13 protein-coding genes are annotated in these 16,009 nt (G+C 64.6%); 9 read left to right on the top strand and 4 right to left on the bottom strand.

Translation table 11 applies throughout. The features are described from left to right. Genes nadA through nadC form a run of 3 tightly spaced genes read left to right on the top strand, consistent with a single transcriptional unit; the run spans position 1 to position 3,379 of the window. Positions 1–987: a quinolinate synthase NadA gene (nadA, locus tag J6497_RS25660; RefSeq protein WP_225707064.1), complete on the top strand. Its 987-nt coding sequence runs from the start codon at positions 1–3 to the stop codon at positions 985–987. Further along, positions 984–2,534, top strand: a complete 1,551-nt coding sequence (locus J6497_RS25655) for an L-aspartate oxidase (RefSeq protein ID WP_225707063.1) — start codon at positions 984–986, stop codon at positions 2,532–2,534. The genes nadA and J6497_RS25655 overlap by 4 nt, the downstream gene beginning before the upstream one ends. Further along, positions 2,531–3,379 (top strand): carboxylating nicotinate-nucleotide diphosphorylase, encoded by an 849-nt coding sequence (nadC, locus tag J6497_RS25650; RefSeq protein ID WP_225707062.1) that lies wholly within the window; start codon positions 2,531–2,533, stop codon positions 3,377–3,379. The genes J6497_RS25655 and nadC overlap by 4 nt, the downstream gene beginning before the upstream one ends. A gap of 11 nt (positions 3,380–3,390) precedes the next feature. On the opposite strand, the gene J6497_RS25645 is transcribed toward nadC, so the two are convergent. Further along, entirely contained in the window at positions 3,391–4,206 is an 816-nt protein-coding gene (locus tag J6497_RS25645; RefSeq protein WP_225707061.1) for an FTR1 family iron permease, read from the bottom strand. A gap of 149 nt (positions 4,207–4,355) precedes the next feature. Then, positions 4,356–5,450, bottom strand: coding sequence for a COX15/CtaA family protein (locus J6497_RS25640; RefSeq protein WP_225707060.1), 1,095 nt, complete (start codon positions 5,448–5,450; stop codon positions 4,356–4,358). A gap of 93 nt (positions 5,451–5,543) precedes the next feature. Between J6497_RS25640 and J6497_RS25635 the strand changes: the two genes are divergently transcribed. Both J6497_RS25635 and J6497_RS25630 read left to right on the top strand, forming a co-directional pair. Next, a complete protein-coding gene (locus J6497_RS25635) occupies positions 5,544–5,753 on the top strand; it encodes a DUF2842 domain-containing protein (RefSeq protein WP_225707059.1) in 210 nt (69 codons plus the stop codon). A 171-nt stretch (positions 5,754–5,924) separates the two neighbouring features. Next, the gene (locus J6497_RS25630; protein ID WP_225707058.1) at positions 5,925–7,109 is read left to right on the top strand and encodes a GNAT family N-acetyltransferase; all 1,185 of its coding nucleotides are present in this window, start codon (positions 5,925–5,927) and stop codon (positions 7,107–7,109) included. Positions 7,110–7,219: 110 nt separating this feature from the next. Here J6497_RS25630 and J6497_RS25625 read toward each other — a convergent pair whose 3' ends face one another. Then, the gene (locus J6497_RS25625; protein WP_225707057.1) at positions 7,220–9,460 is read right to left on the bottom strand and encodes a GumC family protein; all 2,241 of its coding nucleotides are present in this window, start codon (positions 9,458–9,460) and stop codon (positions 7,220–7,222) included. 290 nt (positions 9,461–9,750) lie between these two features. Here J6497_RS25625 and J6497_RS25620 point away from each other — a divergent pair, with 290 nt between their 5' ends. The 3 genes from J6497_RS25620 to J6497_RS25610 all read left to right on the top strand — a co-directional run bounded on the left by J6497_RS25620 (position 9,751) and on the right by J6497_RS25610 (position 13,915). Then, entirely contained in the window at positions 9,751–10,881 is a 1,131-nt protein-coding gene (locus J6497_RS25620; protein ID WP_225707134.1) for a glycosyltransferase family 4 protein, read from the top strand. Between the two features lie 113 nt (positions 10,882–10,994). Next, entirely contained in the window at positions 10,995–12,533 is a 1,539-nt protein-coding gene (locus J6497_RS25615; RefSeq protein WP_225707056.1) for an undecaprenyl-phosphate glucose phosphotransferase, read from the top strand. Positions 12,534–12,646: 113 nt separating this feature from the next. Next, positions 12,647–13,915, top strand: coding sequence for an O-antigen ligase family protein (locus J6497_RS25610; RefSeq protein WP_225707133.1), 1,269 nt, complete (start codon positions 12,647–12,649; stop codon positions 13,913–13,915). Here the strand turns inward: J6497_RS25610 and J6497_RS25605 are convergent. Next, the gene (locus tag J6497_RS25605; RefSeq protein WP_225707132.1) at positions 13,884–14,375 is read right to left on the bottom strand and encodes a MarR family winged helix-turn-helix transcriptional regulator; all 492 of its coding nucleotides are present in this window, start codon (positions 14,373–14,375) and stop codon (positions 13,884–13,886) included. The two genes, J6497_RS25610 and J6497_RS25605, sit on opposite strands and share 32 nt — an antisense overlap. A 123-nt stretch (positions 14,376–14,498) precedes the next feature. On the opposite strand from J6497_RS25605, the gene J6497_RS25600 reads away from it, so the two are divergent. Beyond that, positions 14,499–15,695: an FAD-dependent oxidoreductase gene (locus J6497_RS25600; RefSeq protein WP_225707055.1), complete on the top strand. Its 1,197-nt coding sequence runs from the start codon at positions 14,499–14,501 to the stop codon at positions 15,693–15,695. The last annotated feature ends 314 nt before the right edge of the window (positions 15,696–16,009 follow it).

Raw genomic sequence — 16,009 nt, 5'->3', positions numbered from 1 at the left:
ATGGCCGGAACCCAATCCAGTGCGCTGGCGCGCACTGCGCCGCTGTACGACCGCGTCAAACGGGTGATCCCGCCGTTCGAATGGACGACCTTCGCCGACGACGTCGACGCCATCCTCGACCTCAAGCGCAAGCGCAACGCCGTGGTGCTCGCGCACAACTATCAGACGCCGGAAATCTTCCATGGCGTCGCGGACATCGTCGGCGACAGCCTCATGCTCGCGCGCGAGGCGACCAAGGTCGATGCCGATGTCATCGTGCTCGCCGGCGTGCACTTCATGGCCGAGACGGCAAAGCTGCTCAATCCCGAGAAGACTGTGCTGATCCCTGACCTCGGGGCGGGCTGTTCGCTCGCCGAATCCATCACCGCAGACGACGTGCGGCTGATGCGCGAGCGCTATCCAGGCGTCCCCATCGTCACCTATGTCAACACCTCGGCCGCCGTGAAGGCGGAATCCGATATCTGCTGCACCTCGGGCAATGCGCTCGCGGTCGTGCAATCGCTCGGCGCCGAGCATGTCATCATGCTGCCGGACGAATATCTGGCGCAGAACATCGCCGCGCAGACCAAGGTGAAAATAACGGCCTGGAAGGGCCATTGCGAAGTGCACGAGCTGTTCAATGCCGAGGATGTGCGCCAGCTTCGCGAGAATCATCCCGGCGTTACCATCCTGGCGCATCCGGAATGCCCGCCTGAGGTGGTGGCCGAAGCGGATTTCTCGGGCTCCACCGCAGCCATGTCCGGCTTTGTCGGCAAGGAGCATCCGGCACGCGTGGTGCTGCTGACGGAATGCTCGATGAGCGACAACGTCGCGGTGCTCCATCCCGACGTCGAGTTCATCCGCCCCTGCAATCTCTGCCCGCACATGAAGCGGATCACGCTGAAGAATATCCGACACGCGCTCGAGACCAACGAGCACGAGGTCACGATCGATCCTGATATCGCCGACCGCGCGCGGCGTTCCGTCGAAAGGATGCTGGCGCTATGAGTACGGACGTATCAGAACCGGCCGCGCAACCGGTGATCATCGGCGGCGGCGCCGCCGGATTGATGACGGCGCTGCAGCTCGCGCCCGCACCGGTCGTGCTGCTGTCGAAATCGCCGCTCGGGGCGGAGGCCTCCAGCATGTGGGCACAGGGCGGACTCGCAGCGGCAGTGGGCGACGACGATACCCCTGCCCTGCATCTGCAGGACACCATCGCCGCCGGCGCAGGCCTTTGCGACGAAGAAGCTGCGGGCCGTATTGTGGCTGCCGCACCGGCTGCCATCGAGCGTCTCGCGCGGCTCGGCGTCGGCTTTGACCGGAGGCCGGACGGAAGTTGGCAGCTCGGGCTCGAAGCCGCGCACAGCCGCAAGCGGATCGTTCACGCCACCGGCGACGGCACCGGGCGCGAGATCATGCGCGCATTGATCGCCGCCGTGCGCCGCTGTCCGTCGATCACACTGCTCGAGGGTTTTGAGGCGCGCCAACTCATCGTCGAAGACAATGCGATCAGGGGCGTGCTCGCTGCGAGCGACCGAAGTCCGCTGGTGATCGCCACCAACCGCATCGTCCTTGCAACCGGCGGCATCGGCGGCCTGTTCCAGGACAGCACCAATCCGATGGGCTGTTTCGGCCAGGGGCTGGCGCTCGCGGCCCGCGCCGGCGCCGTCCTTTCCGACCTCGAATTCATCCAGTTTCACCCCACTGCCTTCGACGGACCGTCGCGGCCGATGCCGCTCTTGACCGAAGCGATCCGCGGCGATGGTGCGATCCTGATCGACGAGACCGGGCAGCGCTTTATGGCGAACGAGCCGGGCGCCGAGCTCGCACCGCGCGACATCGTGGCGCGCGCAGTCTGGCGCCGTCGTGTGGAAGGACATCGCGTCTTCCTCGATGCACGCCAGCATCCGGGCAACGATTTCGCGCAGCGCTATCCCGTGATCAGCGCATTCTGCAGGATGGCCGGCATCGATCCGGCTGATGATCCGATCCCGGTGCGTCCGGCGGCGCATTATCACATGGGCGGCATCGCCGTTGACGGCGAAGGCCGCAGCACGGTGACGGGCTTGTGGGCCTGCGGTGAGGTCGGCCGCACCGGCCTGCACGGCGCCAACCGGCTTGCCAGCAACTCGCTGATGGAGGCCATCGTCTGCGCGCAATGGGTCGCCGAGAGCGTCAATGGCGCGACTGGTGGCGCCACTGCGCTGCGCACGCCTTCCGCGCTGCCGCCCGCATCCGATCCATCGACGGTGCGGCCCCTCGTTTCGCAAGGCCTCGGCGTGGTGCGCGATCGGATCTCGATCGAGCGCGTCATTGGCAATCTCTATCCGATCGCCACGGGCAACAGCGCCGCGGCTGATCCGGCGCTGGTCGGATTGATGATCGCGGTTGCGGCCTCGAGGCGCGGGGAAAGCCGCGGCGGCCATTACCGCACCGATTTTCCGGGCACATTGCCCACGGCCGTACCCTCCACTTTCACTCTCGCGGAAGCGCTCAGCGTCGCCGGCGAGATCATTGAATCCGAGCTACCGATCAGGAGCGTCCGATCGTGACACTCAACCCTCTCCTACCCCTGATGTACGAACCCTTGGTGCGAACCGCGCTGCTCGAGGATCTCGGCCGCGCCGGCGACATCACGGCAGATGCGATCGTTCCTGCCGACCAGCGTGCCTCGCTCGCGTTGCGGGCGCGCCAGCCGGGTGTCGTCGCCGGCCTCGACGTGGCACGCTGCGCCTTTCAAACCATTTCGCCGGCGATCCGCATCGAGATCGGACGGCCCGATGGCAGCGTCGTCGCCCCCGGCGATACGATCGCAACCATCAACGGCCCGGCGCGGGCCTTGCTGACGGGCGAGCGCACCGCGCTCAATTTCCTCTGTCACCTCAGCGGCGTCGCGACGGCAACGGCGTCGTTGGTTACGGCCGTGAAGGGCACGCGAGCGCAGATCGTGTGCACCCGCAAGACCACGCCGGGCCTGCGCGCATTGGAAAAATACGCGGTGCGCGCCGGCGGCGGCAGCAACCACCGTTTCGGTCTCGACGATGCCGTGCTGATCAAGGACAACCACATCGCGCTTGCCGGCAACATCCGCACCGCGATCGAGCGCGCCAAGGCGCATGTCGGCCACCTCGTCAAGATCGAGGTCGAAGTCGACACGCTGGCGCAGCTCGAAGAGGCGCTGGCGCTCGGGATTGACGCGGTCCTGCTCGACAACATGACGGTCGACGACCTCAGGCAGGCGGTGTCGATGGCCCGCAGTAAGGTGATCACGGAAGCGTCGGGCCGCATCACCGCCGCCACCGCACCGGCCATCGCGGCAACTGGCGTCGACCTCATTTCCGTCGGCTGGGTCACGCACTCCTCGGCCGCTCTCGATATCGGGCTTGATTATCTCTGAGCGGGGCGGCCTTACTCGGCCGCAGCCCCGGTCGACGCCTTGCTCAGGCGCGTGAGGCGGCTGTTGCGCTGGACCACCGAATAGCTCGCGAGCGCGAACAAGATCACGAGGAACTGCAGCGACAGCGCTTCCAGGGTCGGGTTGAGGCCGAGATCGGCGAGCCAGGACAGGCTCGTCAGTTCCGTGAACGGCAGAAGGGCCTGCTCCTGGAATTCCTGCACGGCCTCCCCGATGAACTTGATCGCCATCACAAACAGGAAGGCCGAGGTCAGGATGAACAACGGCCGCAGCGGAATCTTCCGGGCGATCAGGTTGATGAAATAGAACAGCACCGCAAGCCCGACAGTGGCGGCGCCGAGGCCGGCAAACAGGCCTGCGCTCCAGCCGCCTTCGGTGGTCGCGAGCGCATTGATGAACAGCACGGTCTCGGCGCCCTCGCGGAACACGGCGAGGAAGGCAAGCGCGCCGACCGCCCACTCCGTGTCGTGCGCCAGCGCGGCATCGGCCTTGTGGGCGAGAAAATCCTGCCAGCCTTTCGGATCCTGCTTCGTCATGAGCCAGCCGCTGACGTAAAGCATGAGCGCCGCCGCAACCAGGATGATGATGCCTTCAAGGATGTCGCTGTGTTCGCCTGAATTGAACACCGCGAACAGCCAGGCGGCGATGATGCTGGCGCCGACGGCGACGAGAGCGCCACCATAAAGCGCCTGGATGCGATGGCTGGCGCCGACCTTGGACAGGTAGCCGGCGAGCGCGGCGATTACCAGCATCGCCTCTAGCCCTTCGCGCAGCAGGATAACAGCGGCCTGAATGAATGCAGACGACATGAGCCAAACCATTTTGGGTTCGTTCTATCGCCAGGGGTTTTCAAGTAAAGCGATGTCGGTCTGCACAATTTCGTCAAGTGTCGCACCGGGCGAGAAACCCGCATAAAACAGGCACTTCTTGCAGCAACGATAGATTAGAATAGTTCAATTCAGCTGGGTTGGCCGATCGGCATGGCAAGCTTTGGCTGCCCCACTTCACGGCGTCGTGGCAGTAGCCGCTCGACCTGCAGGACCACCAGCGTGAGCACCACGATCGCCATCGCCTGATGGCTGAGCGCGAGATCGATCGGCACCTGGTTCAAGAGTGTCAGGATGCCGAGCGTCGCCTGCAGCATGATCGCCGCCACCAGCCACCAGGCGCCGCCGGCGATAGCCTCGCCGCTGGCGCGCGAACGGACGGCGTCGATCGCATGCACGATCGCCAGCGCCAACAGCGCGTAGGCGGTCATGCGATGCTCGAACTGCACCGTGAGCGTATTGTCGAACAGGTTGCGCCACCAGGGCTGCTCGAAGAACAGACGCCCCGCGGCTGGAATGAATGCGCCATCAATCTCTGGCCAGGTGTTGTAGACCTTGCCCGCGCGCAGGCCCGCGACCAGCGCGCCGAAATAGAGCTGCAGGAAAGTCAGCGCCAGCAGCAGCAGGGCCGTGATCTTCAGCCGCAGCGGCGCCGGATTGGGCGGCCGATCCGTAAGCCGTCGCAGCGTCCACACGATCACCGAGTAGATCAGGAGCGCCAGTATGAGGTGGACGGCGAGGCGATATTGCGAGACCTCGACCTTCTCGGACAGGCCCGACGCAACCATCCACCAGCCCACCGCCCCCTGCAGCGCGCCAAGCCCGAAGATCAGCCACAGCCGCTTTTTCAACTCACCGCCAACGGCGCCGCGCCACAGAAAATAGAGGAACGGCAGCAGGTAGGCGATGCCGATCACACGCCCCAGCAGGCGATGGCTCCATTCCCACCAGAAAATCGTCTTGAATTCATGGAGCGTCATCCCGGCGTTGAGCTCGCGATATTGCGGGATCTTCTTGTAGCCTTCGAAGGCTTCCGTCCATTGCGCCTCGGTGAGCGGCGGCAACGTGCCGGTGACCGGCTTCCATTCCACGATCGAAAGCCCGGATTCGGTGAGCCGGGTGGCCCCGCCGACCAGCACCATGATCGCGATCAGGGCTGCGACCGAGAGCAGCCACCAGCGGACGGCGGCATTTTGGGACGGCTCGGAGGCGGAACGTGCGGTCATGGTCCTGCTTGATCGGATTGGCGCGCCCCTTATAGTCCGCCTACTCGCAGGCGCAAGGCGCGCTTTGCCTCACGAGCTGTCGATCAGTTGGCCATGAATATACGCACCCGCAAACTGCTTGGAACCATCTTCCTGCTGATGCTGGTGGTGGTGTGGTCGCTGCTCGGCATGACGGTCGCGCAGACGCCGTGGCTTGCCGATTCAGGCGTGCTGCAGGCGATTTTCTATGTCGTGGCCGGGCTCGGCTGGGTGTTGCCGGCAATGCCGATCGTGGCCTGGATGTCGCGCCCCGACCGCGCATAGCGGACCGCGAAAGCTCTGAACGGTCCCGAATGGATGCAAAATTCCTGACCGCGCGGCGGGTGCCAGCCTCGAGCACCGCCGTCTAACGATTGTTATTACTCTTTGTTGACATTTCCCTGCGAAGGTCGCCCAAGGCGAATTGTAAATAATCGATTAATAACGGGTTCGGCAATGACCATGGCTGCCGCGATCGAAGCACGAACAGCGGAGTTGGAAGCGTGGTCGAAGACAAGCCGCGTTGCCGGCGTCGACATCATCCGCGATCTCGAAGCCGCCGAACCGATCTGGCGCGGTCTCGAAAAGCAGTTCTGCACGCCCTACCAGCGCTTTGATTTCCTCGCCGCCTGGCAGCGGCAGGTCGGCGCGCGCGAGGGTCTCACGCCATTCATCGTGATCGGTCATGATAGCGAGCGCCGGCCGCTGTTCGTGCTGCCGCTGACGCTCGAGACCGCTCTTGGCGTCCGCTGTGCTAGATTCATGGGCGGCAAGCACGCCACCTTCAACATGGCGCTGTGGGACCGCGACTTCGCCGTCGGCGCATCGGCCGCCGATCTCAGGACCATGGTCTCGGCCATCGCGGCACATGGCGAGGCCGACGTGTTCGCGTTGCACCAGCAGCCGCTCAACTGGCGCGATCTGCCGAACCCGCTGGCCCGGCTTCCGCACCAATCCTCGGTCAACGACTGTCCCCTGCTCGCCATCGAGCCCGGCGCTGACCGCACCACCCTCATCAGCAATTCGTTTCGGCGGCGGCTGAAGGGCAAGGAGCGCAAGCTGCAGCAGCTCCCCGGCTATCGCTATCACGTGGCCGCCACCGACGCCGACGTGACGCGGATCTTGAACTGGTTTTTCCGCGTCAAACCGCAGCGCATGGCCGAACAGAAGCTGCCGAATGTCTTTGCCGAGCCGGGCGTGGAGGATTTCGTCCGCGCCGCCTGCCTGACCGAGCTTCCGGACGGCGGCCGCGTCATCGATGTCCACGCGCTCGAATGCGACGACGAGGTGATCGCGATCTTCGCTGGCGTCGCCGACGGCCACCGCTTCTCGATGATGTTCAACACCTACACGATGTCAGGCAATGCCAAGTTCAGCCCCGGCCTGATCCTGATGCGCAACATCATCGATCACTACGCTGCGCTGAACTACCGCGCCCTCGATCTCGGCATCGGCTCAGACGAATACAAGCGGCTGTTCTGCAAGAGCGACGAGCCGATCTTCGACAGCTTCATTCCGCTCACCTGGCGCGGCAGGCCTGCGGCGACCGCGATGTCCGGCATCAACCGCGCCAAACGGCTGGTCAAGCACAATCCCGCGCTGTTCGATCTCGCACAAAACCTGCGCAGCATGTTCCGCTAGCTAGAGCGTTTTCGAGCGAAGTGGACACCGGTTCGCGTGAAGAAAACGCGTCAAAATATGAGTCTAGAGCTTTGGTTCTGATTCAATCAGAACCAAAGCTCTAGCGGCGTCTACGCCGCGACCACGCGCGGGCCCGGCTCGACTGCGTCCGATGGCTCGCACGGCTTCGTCAGCATCGTCACTTCCGAAAAGCCGACCGCGGCAAGCTGCTCGCACATCAGGCGGCGGGCATCGTCGGCCATCGAGGGATTCGGCACCACGACGGCACGGGCGTGCACCGTCAACAGATCGGCCGGCAGGTCGGAAGCCATGCCGGCATCGAGTAGCACGTGGTCGTAGACGCGGAGCAACGCGTCGATCGCAAGCGTCAGCCGCGGCGACTGCAGTTGGGTGCGATCGAAACCGGGGCGACCGGCGCTGACCAGATTGACCCGCGACAGCCGGTCGCGCGTGATGATCTCCGAGAATGTCGCCTCGCCCTGCATCACTTCGGCAAGCCCGGGCGCGCCGGGATCGGTCGAGGTCGCCGTCAGCGTCGGCGACGCCGCCGCAAGATCGATGACGGCGACCTTGGCCTCACGCGCCATCAGCCGTGCCAGCGTCAGCGTGGTCAGCGCGATGCTCTCGCTCGAGGCCGTCCCCAACACCGTGACTTTGCGTGCATCAGCGCCGGCCCGGCACAGTTCCGCGGCAAGCTGCTCGATCTCTCCAATGGCCGTCGGGGCTTCCGGCTGCGGCGCGATGGATGCAGCTTCGACCTCGGGCTCTGCCTCCACCTCGTGCTCTGGTTCCGGCTCATCGTCGGTCGCGACGGCGGGAGCGCGGACCGGGGCTCGCGCCGCCATCTGCGGCGCGACCGCAGGTGCTGCAGCGGCGCGCGGCGCAGTCATGCGCAGGAGCTCGCCGGTGACGATCAGGCCCGAAGAGAGCAGCAGCGTCGCCAGCGTCGCGATCAGCACGATCGGCAGCTTCTTCGGATAGGCCGGTGTGTTGGAGACCGAGGCGCGCGAGATGATGCGGCCATCAGCCGGTCCAGTATCGAGGTTCTCGCGCGTATTGGCTTCCCGATATTTCGCCAGATAGGATTCGAGCAGGTCGCGCTGCGCCTTGGCTTCGCGCTCGAGCGCACGGAGCTGGACGTCCTGGCCGTTATAGGACGTCGCCTGCTTCTTCAGTTGATCGAGGCTTGCGTTCAGCGCCTCCACCCGGCCGCCGGCGACGCGGGCGTCGTTGTCGAGCGCCCGGGAGACCTTGCTTGCCTCCTCGCGCAACTGCCGATCGAGGTCGGCAAGCTGCGCCTTTAATTCCTTGATGCGCGGGTGATTGCCGAGCAGCGTCGATGACTGCTCGGCGAGTTGCGCGCGCAGCGTCACCCGCTGTTCGCTGAGGCGGCGGATCAGTTCGGAATTCAGCACTTCCGAGGCTTCGATCGGCTTGCCGCTCTGTAGCATCTCACGGATCAGCCGCGCCTTGGTCTCGGCGTCCGCTTTCAGCGCACGCGCATTGTTGAGCTGCGTATTGAGCTCGCCCATCTGCTGGTTCGAGAGTGAGGTGTTGTTGGTGCCGATGAACAGGCTCGACTTGGAACGAAAATCCTCGACGCGGGATTCGGCGTCGGCAACCTTCTTCCGCAGATTCTCGATCTCGCCGGCAAGCCACTGGCTCGCTGTCTTCGCCTGCTCCTGCCGCGCATTCTGCTGCAGCACCAGGTAGCCTTCGGCGATCGAGTTGGCGACGCGCGCAGCAAGTTCGGGATCGCGCGACTGGAATTCGACGACGATGACGCGCGACTTGTCGACCGCGTAGGCCTGCAGGCGCTCATAGTACGCTTCCAGCACGCGCTCTTCCGGCGTAAGCGAGAACGGGTCGCGCCCGATGCCGAACAGCGCCAGCAGCGATTTCAGCGGCGAAAAACCCTGCAGCACCGGATCGAATTCCGGCCGCTCGGCAAGCTTGTTCTTCTTGATGATCTCGCGTGCAAGATCGCGCGACAGCAGGAGCTGCACCTGGCTGGTGACGGCTTCCGGATCGACGACGTTGCGTTCCTCGTTGCGCTCGCCGCTCGGCCGCATGAATACGTTCTCGCGGCCGTCGATCAGAATTCGCGCTTCCGACTTGTAGCGCGGCGTCACCATATTGACCGCGGCGAGCGACAGCGTGAACGCCAGCACCGTCGGCACGATGATCCAGCTCCGCTTGCGCATCAGCGCCTGGCCGAGCGCAGGCAGGTCGAGATCGCCGACGGGCGAAGCAGCAAGCGGCGCAGGATCGGCCGCAGCGGGCGCAGGCTTTGCGAGCGCGCGCTGGACCATGGCCCTGTCCTTGCCTGCACGCCAGAACGCTAAACGCATTGCTTACTCCCGCGGGGACGCCACGCAATCTACCTCAACAGGGGCGATTACACTCCATTAAGGTTGCCGCCGGGTTAATCGACCCGATTGGCGGGCAGCTCTGCGCGCCCCACACCGCGCGTCATGTTTTGTTAACTATGAACGTCCTTAATCAGCCGCGATATTTTGCCGGGATTCCCAACGATGCGTCGCCAGCGCGCCGTCGCTTTTTGCCTGCTTTCGATCCTTGCGCGCGGCACGTCAGCCGGCGCCGTCGATCGTACGCACATCAACGGGCGTCTGACGTGACCATGGATTCCGATCGGCCGCTCCGCATCCTGCACGTCGTGCGGGCCCCTGTCGGCGGCATTTTTCGCCATATCCTCGACGTCGCCAATGGACAGATCGAGCGCGGCCATCACGTCGGCATCGTCGCCGACAGCATCACCGGCGGCGAGCGCGCGGCCACGGCGCTGGCGGAAATCGAACCCCGCCTGAAGCTCGGCGTTCGCCGTGTGGCCATTCGCCGCGAGCCGCGGTTTGCCGATGCGATGGTCTGGGCGCAGATCGCCGGTCTGATCTGGAAGCTGAAGCCGGATGTGCTGCACGGCCATGGCGCCAAGGCCGGCGCCTATGTCCGCCTCCGGCCGCACTCGAAGCACACCATTCGCGTCTATACGCCGCATGGCGGCTCGCTGCACTACCCGCTCGACACGCTGAAGGGCAATTTCTACAGCCGGCTCGAGCGCGCACTGATGAACAGCACCGAGCTGTTCCTGTTCGAAAGCGCCTTCGCGCGCGACACCTATCAGCGCACGGTGGGCACGCCGACCAGCGGCGTGGTGCGCTGCGTATTCAATGGCGTGACCGCGGAAGAGTTCGATCCGGTGGAGCGCGCCGAGGATGTCACCGACATCGTCTATGTCGGCGAGTTCAGGCACATCAAGGGAGCCGACCTCTTGATCGAGGCAGTCGCGAAATTGCGCGCCGACGGCAAGCCGGTGACGCTGACGCTTGCCGGCGACGGCGAGGAATCGGAGAAGCTGAAGACGCAGGTCAAGCAGCTCGCGCTCGGCGAGGCCGCACGCTTCATCGGCCATGTCAAGGCGCGCTATGGCTTCTCGAAAGGCAGGCTGCTGGTCGTTCCCTCCCGCGGCGACTCCATGCCCTATGTCGTGATCGAGGCTGCGGCCGCAGGCATCCCTTTGGTGGCAGCCAATGTCGGCGGCATCCCCGAGATCTTCGGCGAGCATACGGATGCGCTGTTCGCGCCGAGCAACGCTGAGGCCATGGCGGAGGCGATCAGCCGCGCGCTCGATGATCCCGCGGCGACGCTGGCGCGTGCAGCGGCGCTGCGTGAGCGCATCTCCGCGCATTTTTCGCAAAAGGCGATGGTCGAAGGCGTCCTCGCCGGCTATCGCGACGCGTTTGCCAATCGTTAACCTCATTTACCAACGTAACCGTTTCTTCCGATTTCTCCCCTAATCCGTGACGCGGGGCAATTCCGCAGCGGCATCCGCATCCCTATGTGGGCCACAAGAACGGACGTGACGACGTGGAACCGATGAACGCACGCTCGATGCTGGATGCGGCGGCGACGACCGATGGCGACCGTCCGCCCGTCGAACGGCGCCACAGGCTATCGCCGGCCGCCCTCGCCGTTGCCAATGAAAAGGTCCGCGGCGCCTATTCACCGGTCGTCATCACCGGCATCGTTCGCCTCGTCGATTTCATCCTGCTGAGCCTGGTCGGCATCGCGCTTTATCTCTGGTACGTGATGCCGCTCTCCAGCTTCCGCTGGGAATATGTCGCCGCGATCCTCGCCATGACGATATCGGCGGTGGTCTGCTTCCAGGCCGCCGATATCTACGAAATCCAGATGTTCCGCGGGCAGTTGCGCCAGACGACGCGGATGATCTCGTCCTGGGCGATCGTGTTCCTGCTGTTCATCGGCGTGTCGTTCCTGGTCAAGCTCGGCAGCGAGATCTCGCGGGTATGGCTGACGGCATTCTTCTTCCTGGGTCTCGCGGCCCTGATCGTCGAGCGGCTGATCCTGCGCGGCCTGGTGCGGCGCTGGGCGCGCGACGGCCGGCTCGACCGCCGCACCGTGATCGTCGGCGCCGATGAAAACGGCGAGCAGCTCGTCGAAGCCCTCAAGACACAGCCCGACACCGATATCCGCGTGCTCGGCGTGTTCGATGACCGCAACGATGATCGCGCGATGGACACTTGCGCCGGCAGCCCGAAGCTTGGCAAGGCCGACGACATCGTCGAGTTTGCCCGCCGCACCCGCGTCGACCTCGTGCTGTTCGCGCTGCCGATCTCTGCGGAGACCCGCATCCTGCAAATGCTGAAAAAGCTCTGGGTGCTGCCTGTCGATATCCGCTTATCCGCGCACACCAACAGGCTGCGCTTCCGCCCCCGCTCCTATTCCTATCTCGGCAAGGTGCCCACGCTCGACGTGTTCGAGGCGCCGATCACCGACTGGGACCTGGTGATGAAATGGCTGTTCGACCGCATCGTCGGCGGTCTGATCCTCATCGCCGCACTGCCGCTGATGGGGCTGGTGGCGCTCGCGGTGAAGCTCGACAGTCCGGGCCCGGTGCTCTTCCGCCAGAAGCGGTTCGGCTTCAACAATGAGCGGATCGATGTCTACAAGTTCCGCTCGCTCTACCATCATCAGGCCGATCCGACCGCCTCCAAGGTCGTCACCAAGGACGATCCCCGCGTCACCCGCGTCGGCCGCTTCATCCGCAAGAGCAGCCTCGATGAATTGCCGCAGCTCTTCAATGTCGTGCTGAAGGGCAACCTCTCCCTCGTCGGCCCGCGCCCGCATGCGCTGCAGGGCAAATTGCAGAACCGCCTGTTCGACGAGGCCGTCGACGGCTATTTCGCCCGCCACCGCGTCAAGCCCGGCATCACCGGCTGGGCGCAGATCAACGGCTGGCGCGGCGAGGTCGACACCGACGAGAAGATCCAGAAGCGCGTCGAATTCGATCTCTACTACATCGAGAACTGGTCGGTGCTGTTCGACCTCTACATTCTCCTGAAGACGCCGTTCTCGCTGCTGACCAAGAGCGAGAACGCGTATTGAGAGCCGTCATTGCGAGCGACGCGAAGCAATCCATGTCGCAGCCCAGGGATAGATGGATTGCTTCGTCGCTTCGCTCCTCGCAATGACGATTCGTTGAGTTGAGTGTGTTCGTGATGGCCTATGCCGCAACAGCCAACTCCTCCCTTCCGCAAGCCGCGCCCGGCGTGCTGGCGCTGCAGCGCGCGATGGTGTGGCTGGCGGGCGCTTCCAGCGCCATCGTCTTCATCGAGCCGAGCCCTTACGAATTGGTCACCCTGACGGCCGCCGTCATCTTCTTCGCCACGGGCGTGCGGATGCGGCTGGCCTTGATGCCGCTACTGCTTGCCCTTGTCGTGCTCAATATCGGCTACAGCATCGGCGCCATCCAGCTACTCGACAGGCCGGAGATCGCAACCTGGATCGCGACGTCCTGGTACATGGCGGTCACCGTGCTGTTCTTCGCCATGGTCGTCTCCGAAGATACCGAGGCGCGGCTCGACATGCTCCGGCGCGGCCTCATCGTCGGCGGAATGATCGCATCGCTCGCGGCGATCGGCGGCTATTTCCATCTCGTGCCCGGCGGCTATGATCTCCTGACCCTCTATGGCCGTGCCCGCGGCACATTCAAGGACCCGAACGTGCTCGGCGCCTTCCTGATCCTGCCGGCACTGTTCTCGCTGCAAAGCGTCGTGTCCGATCCATTCGGCAAGTCGTTCCGCAACACCATCGCCTTCGGCATCATGTCGCTGGCAATCCTGCTCGCGTTCTCGCGGGCGGCCTGGGGCGGCCTGATCATCACCGCGGCATTCATGCTGGCGCTGATGGTGCTGACCAGCCGCTCGCAGGCGGAACGCTCGCGCATCATCGTGATGGCGCTCGTTGCCGCCATCCTCGCCGTCGCGCTGGTCGCGATCCTGTTGTCGTTCGATACGATCGCGGAGATGTTCAAGCAGCGCGCGAGTTTCGACCAGAGTTATGATGAAGGCCGCTTCGGCCGATTCGGCCGCCACATCCTCGGCGCCCAGATGGCGCTCGACCTGCCCTTTGGTATCGGTCCGCTGCAGTTCCGCAACTACTTCCCCGAGGACACCCACAACTCCTATCTGAACGCGTTCATGTCAGGGGGCTGGATCTCCGGCGTCACCTACCCGGCGCTGGTCTTCGTCACCGTGATCACCGGATTCCGCTACATCTTCCTGCCCGTGCCCTGGCAGCGGACTTACCTTGCGATCTTCGCAGCCTTCCTCGGCACCGTCGGGGAAAGCTTCATCATCGACACCGACCATTGGCGCCACTTCTGGATGATGCTAGGGGCGATGTGGGGCATGTATGCCGCCGCGGCGCACTACCGGGCGGCTTTCGACCCGGCGCTCACCGCCGAGGCGGCCGTCCGCGCTTCTTAGCCGGCTTCTCCTCGGGCGTATCGATCAGCCCCTTGAGCTTCTCGGTCGCCTCCAGCACGGCCTTGTAGCCTTCGTTGGTGAAGCGCGCCAGCAATTGCAACTCCGCCTCCGAATAGGTGCTCCAGAGCCGATGCATCGCCTCCTGCATCGGCACGTAATAGCGGCCGATCCGGGCAACATTCTCCGGCACGGTGACGATGAAGACCTTGCGCCGGTCGGTTTCGTCGCGCTCGCGACGCACGAAGCCGGCCGTCTCCAGGCGGTCGACCACGCCAGTGATGGCGCCGGTGGTGAGCCCGGTGACCTCAGCAAGCCGGCCGGCCGTCACGCGGCCTTCGAGGATGAGGAAGTCGAGGCATTCGAGGTCGGACCCGGAGATTCCCGCCACATTGGCAACGGCTTGCCCGTACAGCACGCCCTGTGCGGACGATCGCCGCATCGCCTCTTCCAATTCCTGCATCAACGCCACGCGCGGTTTCAACCTTGACAACGCTCCGACCATACCTTATCAGCTATATATCTTAGATATTAAGATAATTAGCTTCCGACCTTTCGTAACCCACGGAACCGAACGGAGCAAGCCATGCCCCGCCGTCCCCGCAAGGCCCTGATCGTTGGCGGCGGCATCGCCGGTCCTGTCGCTGCGATCTTCCTCAAGCGTGCCGGCTACGATGTCGAAGTCTACGAGGGCCGGCCGCATTCGAGCGGCATCGGCGGCGGCCTGCAGATCGCGCCGAACGGCATGCATGTGATGGCCGAGCTCGGCCTCGCCGACGAACTGATCCGTCAGGGCTCGATCGCAGAATCCTTCGATTTCTATTCGCAGTCGGGCCGAAAGCTCGGCTCGATCAACCGCGACATGGAGAAGCGCTTTGGCCAGCCGGCGGTGAACATTCGTCGCGCCACGCTGCAGGAGATCCTTCTCAACAAGGCGTGGTGCTCGAATGCCGAGCTTTATTTCGAGAAACGCCTCGTCAAGATCATCGACCGGCCCGATCACCCGATCGTCGCTTATTTCGCAGACGGCACGACCGCCGAAGGCGATTTTCTGATCGGCGCCGACGGTGTGCATTCGAAGGTGCGGCGCCACGTGGTGCCCGACGGGCCAGAACCCTTCGACACCGGGCTGATTGGTTTCAGCGGCTTCGTGCCCCACTCCGTCCTCGAAGGCCGGTCGATCGGCGGGCGCGTCGAGACCACGTTCGGCCAAAGCGGCTTCTTCGGTTACGGCTTCTGCAGCTCCGACCCCGCGGACGGCGCGATGTGGTGGAGCACGCAGCCGTCGCATGGTATCGACGCGGCGACGTTCCGCGCCATGGATCATGCGGCGCTGAAGCAGCAGCTACGCGACTTCCACCATGGCTGGCACGATCCGATTCCGCGCATCATCGAGGCCGCCGAGAATATCGTGGTGACCGACACGCTCGACGTCGCGAGCCTGCCGACCTGGTCGCGCAAGCGCGCGCTCCTGATCGGCGACGCCGCGCATGCCACCAGCCCGCATGCCGGCCAAGGCGCTTCGCTGGCACTGGAAGACGCGATGCGGCTCGGCAAGCTGATGCTGGACGGGCAGGAACTCGGCCTCACCTTCCAGAATTTCGAGCACGAGCGCCGTCCGCGCGCGGAAAAGATCGTCGCGATCGCCCGCCGCAACGGCAACAGCAAGCGCGAGTTCAGCGCAGCGGGCGCCTGGGTTCGTGACCGAGTGCTGAGTCTGCTGCTGCCGGTGACCTCGCGATGCATGGACTTCATGTACGTCTACGATCCACGGGCGGCGTAGCGCCACGCTCGCAGGCCGTAGCAACCATTAGATCGATAGGTTGTGGGCAATTGGATTGTCCGACGGCCGTTGAGCATGACGCCGTGCTCGCGGCCGTCAAGGCGTGGCCTGGCGGCAGCGTGGCGAGGGGAGAGATTGAGGCAACGGCCATCCTTGACGGCCACTGCGCGCGCCGTCGTGGAGACGGCAGGTCGGGACGAAGAAACGGTGCTCCGGTCGAACAAAGAAACTGGGTCAGGCAAGAGATGGGATCGCGGCTGCGGCCGCCGCCGGGGGCTTGTCGTGCCACGGCGTGCCGCGCGCCACGACGGTGT

This window comes from Bradyrhizobium cenepequi (assembly GCF_020329485.1).
GTDB lineage: Bacteria > Pseudomonadota > Alphaproteobacteria > Rhizobiales > Xanthobacteraceae > Bradyrhizobium > Bradyrhizobium cenepequi.
Note: the sequence above shows the minus strand (reverse complement) of the source record. Positions and strands in the feature narration are given on the sequence as shown.

What these genes read in the sequence shown, in the direction of transcription:
- J6497_RS25610 (WP_225707133.1), top strand. Translation starts at nt 12,647, where the DNA reads ATGGCCTATGCCGCAACAGCCAACTCCTCCCTTCCGCAAGCCGCGCCC.
- J6497_RS25625 (WP_225707057.1), bottom strand. Translation starts at nt 9,460, where the DNA reads ATGCGTTTAGCGTTCTGGCGTGCAGGCAAGGACAGGGCCATGGTCCAG.
- J6497_RS25655 (WP_225707063.1), top strand. Translation starts at nt 984, where the DNA reads ATGAGTACGGACGTATCAGAACCGGCCGCGCAACCGGTGATCATCGGC.
- J6497_RS25605 (WP_225707132.1), bottom strand. Translation starts at nt 14,375, where the DNA reads ATGCAGGAATTGGAAGAGGCGATGCGGCGATCGTCCGCACAGGGCGTG.
- J6497_RS25645 (WP_225707061.1), bottom strand. Translation starts at nt 4,206, where the DNA reads ATGTCGTCTGCATTCATTCAGGCCGCTGTTATCCTGCTGCGCGAAGGG.
- J6497_RS25630 (WP_225707058.1), top strand. Translation starts at nt 5,925, where the DNA reads ATGACCATGGCTGCCGCGATCGAAGCACGAACAGCGGAGTTGGAAGCG.
- nadA (WP_225707064.1), top strand. Translation starts at nt 1, where the DNA reads ATGGCCGGAACCCAATCCAGTGCGCTGGCGCGCACTGCGCCGCTGTAC.
- J6497_RS25620 (WP_225707134.1), top strand. Translation starts at nt 9,751, where the DNA reads ATGGATTCCGATCGGCCGCTCCGCATCCTGCACGTCGTGCGGGCCCCT.
- J6497_RS25600 (WP_225707055.1), top strand. Translation starts at nt 14,499, where the DNA reads ATGCCCCGCCGTCCCCGCAAGGCCCTGATCGTTGGCGGCGGCATCGCC.
- J6497_RS25635 (WP_225707059.1), top strand. Translation starts at nt 5,544, where the DNA reads ATGAATATACGCACCCGCAAACTGCTTGGAACCATCTTCCTGCTGATG.
- J6497_RS25640 (WP_225707060.1), bottom strand. Translation starts at nt 5,450, where the DNA reads ATGACCGCACGTTCCGCCTCCGAGCCGTCCCAAAATGCCGCCGTCCGC.